The organism is Nostoc sp. NOS(2021), from assembly GCF_017115025.1.
Taxonomy (GTDB): Bacteria; Cyanobacteriota; Cyanobacteriia; order Cyanobacteriales; family Nostocaceae; genus Nostoc.
The window spans coordinates 1-7,665 of the sequence record NZ_JABXKM010000205.1; the positions used below are offsets into that span (position 1 = coordinate 1).

5 protein-coding genes and 1 tRNA gene are annotated in these 7,665 nt (G+C 39.0%); 2 read left to right on the forward strand and 4 right to left on the reverse strand.

The window, feature by feature from the left end; all coding sequences use genetic code 11:
• Positions 1-182: 182 nt before the first annotated feature.
• The 4 genes from HWQ41_RS22530 to HWQ41_RS22545 all read right to left on the reverse strand — a co-directional run bounded on the left by HWQ41_RS22530 (position 183) and on the right by HWQ41_RS22545 (position 5,787).
• Entirely contained in the window at positions 183-839 is a 657-nt protein-coding gene (locus tag HWQ41_RS22530; RefSeq protein WP_292767778.1) for a DUF4276 family protein, read from the reverse strand.
• Positions 836-1,930, reverse strand: coding sequence for an AAA family ATPase (locus HWQ41_RS22535; protein ID WP_292767781.1), 1,095 nt, complete (start codon positions 1,928-1,930; stop codon positions 836-838). Before HWQ41_RS22535 ends, HWQ41_RS22530 begins: the two co-directional genes overlap by 4 nt.
• A 301-nt stretch (positions 1,931-2,231) precedes the next feature.
• Positions 2,232-4,652 (reverse strand): sucrose synthase, encoded by a 2,421-nt coding sequence (locus HWQ41_RS22540; RefSeq protein ID WP_292767783.1) that lies wholly within the window; start codon positions 4,650-4,652, stop codon positions 2,232-2,234.
• A 1,062-nt stretch (positions 4,653-5,714) separates the two neighbouring features.
• Positions 5,715-5,787 (reverse strand) — tRNA-His (locus tag HWQ41_RS22545).
• A 124-nt stretch (positions 5,788-5,911) separates the two neighbouring features.
• Between HWQ41_RS22545 and HWQ41_RS22550 the strand changes: the two genes are divergently transcribed.
• A complete protein-coding gene (locus HWQ41_RS22550) occupies positions 5,912-6,295 on the forward strand; it encodes a DUF4359 domain-containing protein (protein WP_292767788.1) in 384 nt (127 codons plus the stop codon).
• 160 nt (positions 6,296-6,455) lie between these two features.
• The gene (locus HWQ41_RS22555) at positions 6,456-7,583 is read left to right on the forward strand and encodes a succinylglutamate desuccinylase/aspartoacylase family protein (RefSeq protein ID WP_292767785.1); all 1,128 of its coding nucleotides are present in this window, start codon (positions 6,456-6,458) and stop codon (positions 7,581-7,583) included.
• Positions 7,584-7,665: the final 82 nt, after the last annotated feature.

The following is a 7,665-nucleotide window of genomic DNA, read 5'->3' on the forward strand; positions in this document are numbered from 1 at the left end:
GTGGGGTTCTTGGGGTTTAGTAAGTAATCAAGCGGACATGATATTATTCATAATTCCTAATTCATTTGTGAAAATGTAAGAAAAAATCACTTTTGTAAATTTAGTAATAATGCTGAAAATTTTCTAAAATATGGAGTACATAAGTAACATTTGTACTGTCTTTTCAGGGCAACATATTCTCATCAACCGTTACTGCCGCTGATATTTTCAAGACGCGTTAACCATTGATTGAAATGCTGGCACTGCTGACGTATTGTATCCAACCCAATATCCATTGCAATCAAGGAGCCATGTAATGGCTTTTCATATCCAAGGCAACATCTGATAATTCGTTTAGACGGGGCTGTTGTCGGGTCTTCATTAATATGTTCAGGTGAAAGGAATAAGTTACGCTCTGCCTGTAGGCTATCTACTATGCTTTGGTCAAACCATGCGAGAAAAGCTTGTGGATTGCTGTACAGGAGTCCCTCAAACTCATGAACCAGTAAATTGGGGAGAAAATTTTGGTGTTTAATGTCTGCGCTCATTTGCTGCTCAAGATATTCAGCTTTCTGAAATGGGTCATTCGTATTAGGCAGAGAACTGCTTCCTGGAAAATCATTTGGCAATCGATATAAATCAAACATCGTAGTGACGAACGCCGAACCATCCTCAAGGCATTTACGATTTAATTGCGGCTTGATCTTTGCATAACTCACTACACCGCCCTTAGTTGTTGAGCTAGTTCGCACAAGAATGGGGTTGAGATATATGTCTTTTCGCTGAAGATGTTCGCAGAGTACTTCTTTTACAAAAGTTTCTTCCGTCTGTCCTTCTACAAAAACGTGTATTCGGATCATCGTGAAGGTCTCCCGCCAAGGATGTTCTTCTTCCACAGTTCTCCTAAGCTGTAGTCTTCAAGCCACTCGTGTAAATCATCCTCATTCAATCTTCGGAGTGATGATTTACCATGTTCGCGATCTACAACAATTACATCTTCCGCCCTAAATTCATTGAGCAGTTCAACCGACTGAGTTGAAACAATAACTTGTTTTTCTTTTGCAGCGGAGCGAATTAACGATGCAAGAACAGTAATTGCATACGGGTGAAGACCTAGCTCAGGTTCATCAACCAAAATGGTTTCGGGTTGAAGGGAAGTAGGTTGCAAAAAGACTGTAACCAGGCATATAAAACGAAGTGTTCCATCTGAAAGAAGATGAGCTTTAAACGGAATATCCTGACCTTGCTCGACCCATTCCAACTCGATCACCTCATTGTTTTGTGGAGAAGGACGTAGATAGAAATCACCAAAGAAAGGAGCAACAAGTCGAATTGTTTTGACAATTCGCCGATAAGATTCCGAATAATTTTCACTTAACAAATATAGGAAAGCTGCAAGATTGCGTGCATCAGAACGCAAGTAAGCATTATCATTAATCCTGTGTGGTTGCTTCACATAAGCGGTGTCGCTTGTATCATGGAAATGATAAACTCGCCACTGCCGCATGGTGGACAATATGTACTTGTCAATTCCTGTCCCAGTGCCCCGTAAAACCTTACTCTCAAAATGACCACTACCGATTTCACGCTCACCGATCTTGTTCCACCAAAAAGATTCTTTGGAAAACATCAGGCGGTTGTCTTGAGTTGGTTCAAGAGTAGCGAAGTACCCGTTGTTTCCAAAATAAAGCTCAATCTCTAGTTGCTCAGTTGTTTTACGCCCAAAATGTAAGATCGTATCGGGGCCACCCTGGCGGCTTACCAAAACTTGCAGATTCATCTCAAGCATCTGCTGAATCATGTGAAAGAAGCCTATGAAGTTAGATTTACCTGCACCATTACATCCAATGAGTACGTTTAGTTTCAAAAGCTTAAGGTCACATTCAGCAATAGACTTAAAGCCCTTCAAAACAATCCTTGATAGTTGGCTGTCATTGGTCAGATCGCTCATGCAATGGTCTCCTGATTTTTAAGCTTTTGGACTGCTTATTTCACAAATAGACCTTAATAGTAATTGTGATTTAGATCATCTAGCCAGGGTCAGCACATTTTATCAATAAGACTTATTAATTATCAATAATTTCTAATTTATTCGCATTAAATATTGCTTGTTGATAACATATTATACATAGGCGTAGCCCGTCGTAGAAATCGCTTTCGGATCTGGAACACTAATCAAAAAATGTTAATACGCTTGGGTTAAGCCCAAGCGTATTGAGTTAAATATGGAACAGCTTATCCCTTCTAACTTATTATCGGTACTTGTGCTGTTCTAATAACTGTTGCGCTCTTGGCTTGTAAATTAAATAGAACAAAGCCTCGATATAGCGCAATAAATCTTCCCGATTTTCCTTTGAGGTAAAGTTCCAGAAACCATAAATCCGTGCTAAGGATAACAGCTTGTTAGTGTGAATTTTCCAAGTATAGGTGCTGTAAACACGGTCAATTCCTCGCTGGGAAATGTCATTCCAATAGTTAGAATTTTGTTCGCATTTAGTGATGAATTGCACAATTTTTGTGGCTGTTTCCTCTAACTTTGTCGGGTTAATCAAAAAGCCATTAACTTTATCTTGAATAATCTCTAATGGCCCACCAAATTGTGTGGCAAAAGTCGGTAATCCTGAAACCATCGCCTCTAAAATTGTCAAACCAAAAGCTTCAAATAAAGCTGGTTGTACAAAAATTCCCTGATGATCGGCAATGACTCGGTAAATTTCACCAGAATCAGTTTTAGTCAGGCGCACACCCAGCCAACGAATTTTACCGTGGAGATTGTACTGGTCAATTATTTGGTAGAGTTTGATAATTTCGTCACGTTCTTCGTTGTCGCCTGATTCTTCAACGCGCAATTTACCCGCCACTAAAATTAAGTTGCAATGCTCCTGTAATTCTTTACTTTGACCAAAGCATTCAGCTAAACCTGTGAGGTTTTTAATGTGATCAAGACGCGCCATTGAGAAGAGAGGGCGCTTGTTAGGATCGTCGAGTTTGCCAAAGATTTGCGCGGGGTCTTCCAGAGTAAAGAGTGTTTCTGCAAGCCGTTGGCGATCGCTCTCTACCCGGTCTTTAGTTCGGGTGTAGGGGAAGTAATTATTTTCGTTTACTCCAGGAGGTACGACATTAAATTTGGGACTAAATAATTCAATGCCATTGGTAACATGGTACAACTCCGGCATGGTGAAGCACTTATAAGACTCGTACTGTCCCACACTATCGGGTGTCCCGACAATTTCTTGGTAGGTGCTGCTAATCACAAAATTGGCAGCATTCATCGCAATCAAATCAGCAGTGAATTGCAAGGAAAAATGATATTTATCTTCCAAATCTTGCCAGTAGAGGTTACTGAACAAGTATTTAGATTTTTCCAAAGCATGGGCAACATTGCATTGAGTAACTTTCAGCCGTCGCGCCAGCAAGAATGCCACTAAATTCCCATCAGTATAGTTTCCAACTATTAAGTCAGGTGTACCATGAAATTCTGCCCGTAGTTCTCTTTCGGAATCAATGGCGAAAGTTTCTAGATAAGGCCAAAACTCAAACCGGGAAATCCAGTTTTGAGTCATATTGGGATTAAATTCCCGTAAAGGGACTCGCAAAATCCAGGCGTTTTCGGTATCGTGGACTTTTTCTAGCCGTTGATTACAAAGGGTACCATCACTATTGGGAATCAAGCGGGTGAGAATAATTACCTTTGGCTGAACATTCAATCCTTCTAAACCCGCTAGCAAGACATCTTCTTGTAGCTGCTTTTCTAGGCTTTTTGCCTGGTCAAGCACGTAAACTACCTGACCACCGGTATCGGGACGCCCCAAAACGCCCTCTTGCCCAAACCAACCGTGAGCTGACACCAAGACGATTTTAAAAATCATCGGAACACGAGAAATCAAGGCTTCTAAGGTTTGAGGGTCGGCAGAATCAATCAATTCATCGAGAATATTTAAGCTTTCCCGCACGCGCCCTGCGGTGTTACCCCAACCCGGCTCAAAACCCATTGACTGCAATTGGAAGCGCAATTGTTCGTATGGTTCATCATCGGGGCGATTATTAACAAAACCGATAGCTTTCTTGACTTGCTCGGAAAGTTGCTGCTGTGATTGAATGCGATCGTTGAGCAGCAGTTGAACACCGTTGTAGTGGTGCAGGCGCAAGAAATTCAATAAGCTGTCCAGCAATTGTTTGGAGTCTTGAAATATTTTGCTGGATAGATAGCGGTTGAGAAATTGTACCCCCTTACCAATATTTTTGGGGTCGCGGATGACTGGGGTGTAGTCATAAAACGGGCCAAAATCTAACTCTAGCAGGCCGCCGTCATTAGGATGAAATTTGTTCACCAAGCGATCGCGCAGATCCAACAAATCCTGCACCGTCATTGGCTCAATGCTCAAGTCTGATGTCAACCAATAAACTTCTTGGCTGGCAATCTTAGAACGGATGATGAAACAGAAGTTTGAGTCCTCCTGAATAATTTCCTGAGTATAGTAAATAAGTTTGCCTAACTCAGAGTAAGTGTAAAAAGCCTCTGGTTTCTGGGACTTTGAGCAATACTCACTATATACATTGAGTATGTCGTTCCGCAGCAAATACTTCTTTTCTTGTTGGCGTAATTCACTAAGAAAGGAACGCAAATCACTTCTTTCTTCACTATCTAAGACTGCTTGAAGCAATTCAGACATAGCAACTCCACTAGATGACGATGTTTGCATTGTTGACTTCAAGGCGAGACAAATAAGCCTCTACCTTTTCTTAGACCAGATATAAACACGAAATAACACAGATAAATCATATTTATCTGTGTACTATAAGTCTCAACTTTTTAGCTCGCACTTAAATCATGTTCTACTTTATTTAAAGTATCTATGACTCAATATTTTTGGATCTAACTAAAGGAATACAATTTTTATTTCTTTTGATAGACGTTAGGAAATAACTTGCTATTATCTATTTTTCAAGGGCTGAAACAAAACTTAATAGTTTAGCTTTAAGCTAAACTATTCATTTGAAGTTCAATGAATTAAAATCAATTTTTATTCTAGTATAGACTAATCCTTATTTGCCCTAGTTAGAATTTAAGCGAAAGTTGTTTAAAACGGGTCAATTTATATGGCTACCAATACACAGAAGTTAACAGCTTATGACCACAGTATAGGCAACATCCTGATTATATCTTTACTTGCCTTCTGTGGGCTGACTTTTATTATTCTTCTAGGCATTTTCTAACAATTGAATGTGTGTTCAAAAACTTCTGACGCTCAATTTCCCGACTTATTGGAGAAGTCGGGAATCTTAATATAAAAAGTGCATAAATAATTAAAGGTTTGTAGTAAGCGGCTTTAGCCCTGAAAATAGGACTGGAGCCGCTTACTATGAGCTAATTTAATTAAATTTACATTGCGTAACATAGTTTGATTTATTCTTGCCCACTTACTTGTAAAAGTTTTTACACTCTCGGCGGTGTGTAGACATTTACTCCTGCAAAGAAGCAAGCTACGCGCAACGTCTCATAGAGAGGTGGGTTGTCATAAGATATTGCACACCTAATTTTCATTTAAAAAGTAGATTTGCTTATATACATCAACTTCTTGATAAGATAAGCTAATTAATCATCGTGGGTTTGCGACCCTTTCAAGTCCATGAACTCGTAGATGGCAGATCCTTGCTAAAGTAATGGTTATGAATGTTCAGAACCACAACCCATCTTCTATAAATAGTATATGGATCAGTATGAAATTATATAGGGCGAACGATGGGAATTGAACCCACGAATGGTGGTACCACAAACCACTGCCTTAACCACTTGGCTACGCTCGCCATTCAACAATTTGAATTATAGCAATAATTTGGCAAGCGATCAAGAGTTTTTGTTCAAGGAACGGACTCAGTTGATTTAGAGTCTCTGGAATCTAACGATTACAAGGAATTTTACTTGGCAAACATGAAACCCTTAACCATCATTGCATATACTGGAGCAGCAGCAGGACTCGCCGCCTTGGGTGTGACAATGGCGAAGACCAATCCTAGTCAGGTTGAATATGAAGAATATGCAGTGCAACGGCTGGCAAAATACTTAAAAGTCGATGTATGTAAAAAAACTACGAATATTATAGAAAATTTAATCCGTTTTAATTGTGATAAGTTAGTTGACTCGGCTAACCCGCAAATGCTAGAAATTATTGCCAGGACTACAGAAAGACAAAATTACATTATCTTTAGCATTTACCGTACAGATTTAAAAATAAATTCTTGGATACCTTCTTACAAATTTGAAACAGTGGGAGCTTTTGATCAATTTTATACTTACACTGCCGAAGAACAATAATCCAAGCAGTAGAGGGAGAATTTAACAATTCAAAATTCAAAATTAAAACATTTTAGACATTTTCAGACGGGGATTTAAACCCCGACTGAAAATAACGCTACCTGTATTGTTGGGGTCTTAAACCCTTTGATTTACGATAAAATTATCACCGAGTTCTTTTATGCTGCCAGTTATTGAAACTATTGCTTTACGTCAAATGGCTTCGGGCGATCGCTTGTGTCTACAAGTTTACAAATTTCTTGGCGCTCAACCTGGTAAAAAGGTATACATTCAATCTAATCTGCACGGTGCAGAAATTGCTGGTAATGCGGTTATTCATCAGTTAATTGAGTTTTTTTTAACAATAAATGCTCCCGATTTAGCTGGAGAAATTTGGCTAGTTCCCGTTTGTAATCCAATGGGGACGAATGAGCGATCGCACCATTTTTCCCCTGGACGATATTGCGTTTACGAAGCCAAAGACTGGAATCGCATATTTTGGGACTACGAGAAAGAAGCTGATGATTTAGTAGCTTTTACTAAATCTCAACTTCATATTGATCTAGAGGTCGTTCGACAAAATTATCTAACTATAATTAAGCAACAATTTGCAAAAACTTTAGAAAAGATTAATTCTCCCAGTGGTGTACCCTACACTGAGATTTTTAGCTACAAATTACAAAATCTGAGTTTAGATGCCGACTACTTAATTGACTTACATAGTTCTACAAATCAAGCTTTAGATTACCTTTATTACTTCCGAAATCGAGAAGACAGTGCAAAATACTTCTGGCTCGATTTCGGAATCTTGCTTGATAAATACGATGGTGATGCTTTTGATGAAGCTTTTATCAAACCTTGGTTAGCGCTGGAAGCTTGTTTTAAAGAGTTTGGTAGAGACATCAAGTTTGATGTGGAAGCTTGGACATTGGAATTAGGAACAGGAATGCAAATGAACCCTGATTCAGTCGCTAAAGGTGTACGGGGTGTGAAAAACTATTTAATGCAAAAAGGTGTACTGCAAATTCCTGATTTATCAGATGATACAAAAAACCCTGAAATGACTTTTGCATCTAGCAGCAATCGGAAAAAATATTATGCGATCGCAGGTGGCATGATTCAGTCGAGAATAGAATTAGGTAGTTTTGTAAAAGCTGGAGAAAAACTGTATCAAATTCTCAGTTTTAATAAAGAAGGTAAGTTACCGAGTGTAATTGATGTCTGCGCTCAACAAGATGGATTGGTTTATGATGTCGCAACCAATCAAGCTGTGAATGAAGGTGAGTTTGTATTGGGAGTTATTAGTTAGGAACTAAATTTATTTATCGAAACAGAATTCAGCAGTTATATCATGTCCGAATAATTAGTTATGATTCCCACAGTCATTGCAC

Coding starts and splice junctions, on each gene's coding strand:
- HWQ41_RS22530 (WP_292767778.1), bottom strand. CDS start 839: ATGATCCGAATACACGTTTTTGTAGAAGGACAGACGGAAGAAACTTTT.
- HWQ41_RS22535 (WP_292767781.1), bottom strand. CDS start 1,930: ATGAGCGATCTGACCAATGACAGCCAACTATCAAGGATTGTTTTGAAG.
- HWQ41_RS22540 (WP_292767783.1), bottom strand. CDS start 4,652: ATGTCTGAATTGCTTCAAGCAGTCTTAGATAGTGAAGAAAGAAGTGAT.
- HWQ41_RS22550 (WP_292767788.1), top strand. CDS start 5,912: ATGAAACCCTTAACCATCATTGCATATACTGGAGCAGCAGCAGGACTC.
- HWQ41_RS22555 (WP_292767785.1), top strand. CDS start 6,456: ATGCTGCCAGTTATTGAAACTATTGCTTTACGTCAAATGGCTTCGGGC.